Below are 680 nucleotides of genomic sequence, written 5' to 3'. Positions count from 1 at the left end.
GCATAGCTTGATGTGCTTTGAATTTCTTTTGTTGAGGACGCATAATCAGGAAGTAAAACACCACCATAATCAGCAGTAAAGGGGCAAATTGAGCCACAGCTTGATTCATAATATATCCGTTCTTTTGAGTTTTAAGATAAAGTAAAAAAACTGCATACAGCCCAAAACGCAGTTGGTCGGACTGTAAAATTGAGCTATTCTAAAGGCCGTCTGAAAAATTTCCAAGCATTTCCGTATTTATTAACCATATTTAGCAGTCCGTGCGACTCGTTCGATACATACTTTCCATGCTTAAAAAAATCATTTGGCGCGTGCGTACCCTGCTGCGTCGACTACTTGGCAAAAATGCCCGCACCGTATGGATTTCCCATCCGATATTTTTGCAGCACCAGCCGGGCACCAACCACCCCGACAAGCCCGAACGCATCAGCGCCATTCAAGCCGCCTTAAAAAAGGAAGGCATTTGGCGTCATCTGCAAACCGCTGAAGCACCCGAAATCAAAGATGCGCAACTGGCATTGGTCCACTCGCGCAACTATCTGCACGAATTAGAGGCCGCACAGCCGCTTCCCGGTAAAATCCACCGTATCGACGACGATACCGTCATCTGCCACGACTCCCTCCAAGCCGCCCGTTTTGCGGCCGGCGCCGTCATCAAGGCAGTCGATATGGTGATGAAC

1 protein-coding gene and 1 pseudogene are annotated in these 680 nt (G+C 47.9%); one reads left to right on the top strand and one right to left on the bottom strand.

What is annotated here, in order from left to right; translation table 11 throughout:
* On the bottom strand, positions 1-109 hold a 109-nt coding region (locus ACTHUR_RS14565), incomplete at its 3' end, for a preprotein translocase subunit YajC (protein ID WP_440399297.1).
* Between the two features lie 178 nt (positions 110-287).
* Here ACTHUR_RS14565 and ACTHUR_RS14560 point away from each other — a divergent pair.
* Positions 288-680 (top strand): annotated as a pseudogene (locus tag ACTHUR_RS14560) (histone deacetylase family protein); the annotation flags it as partial.

The sequence above is a fragment of the Neisseria sp. P0021.S007 genome (assembly GCF_051956855.1).
This window is presented reverse-complemented; position numbering and strand designations above follow the sequence as displayed.